At 68.5% G+C, this 267-nt stretch carries 1 protein-coding gene; it reads right to left on the reverse strand.

The features are described 5' to 3' along the window. Positions 1 to 267: TonB-dependent receptor plug domain-containing protein (locus tag SB816_RS32125; protein WP_410548259.1), on the reverse strand; the 267-nt coding region annotated here is incomplete at both ends.

Raw genomic sequence — 267 nt, forward strand, 5'->3', positions numbered from 1 at the left:
GTTGCGGCCGAACGAGCCGCCGACCACGCTGCCGTCGAAGCGCATGCCGGGGCGCTCGAAGCGCGGCGTCACGCGTTCGAACAGCACGGTGCCGGCCGATGCGCCGGGGCCGTACAGCACGGTCTGCGGCCCCTTCACGACCGTGACCTTGTCATAGCTTTCCGGCGCGATATACGAAGTCGGCGCGTCCATCCGGTTCGGACACGCACCGAGCGTCGGCATCCCGTTCGCCAGAATGTTCAGCCGCGAACCGAACATCCCGCGCAG

Origin of the sequence: Achromobacter sp. SIMBA_011 (assembly GCF_046535435.1) — a bacterium.
GTDB classification, from domain to species: Bacteria; Pseudomonadota; Gammaproteobacteria; order Burkholderiales; family Burkholderiaceae_B; genus Achromobacter; species Achromobacter dolens.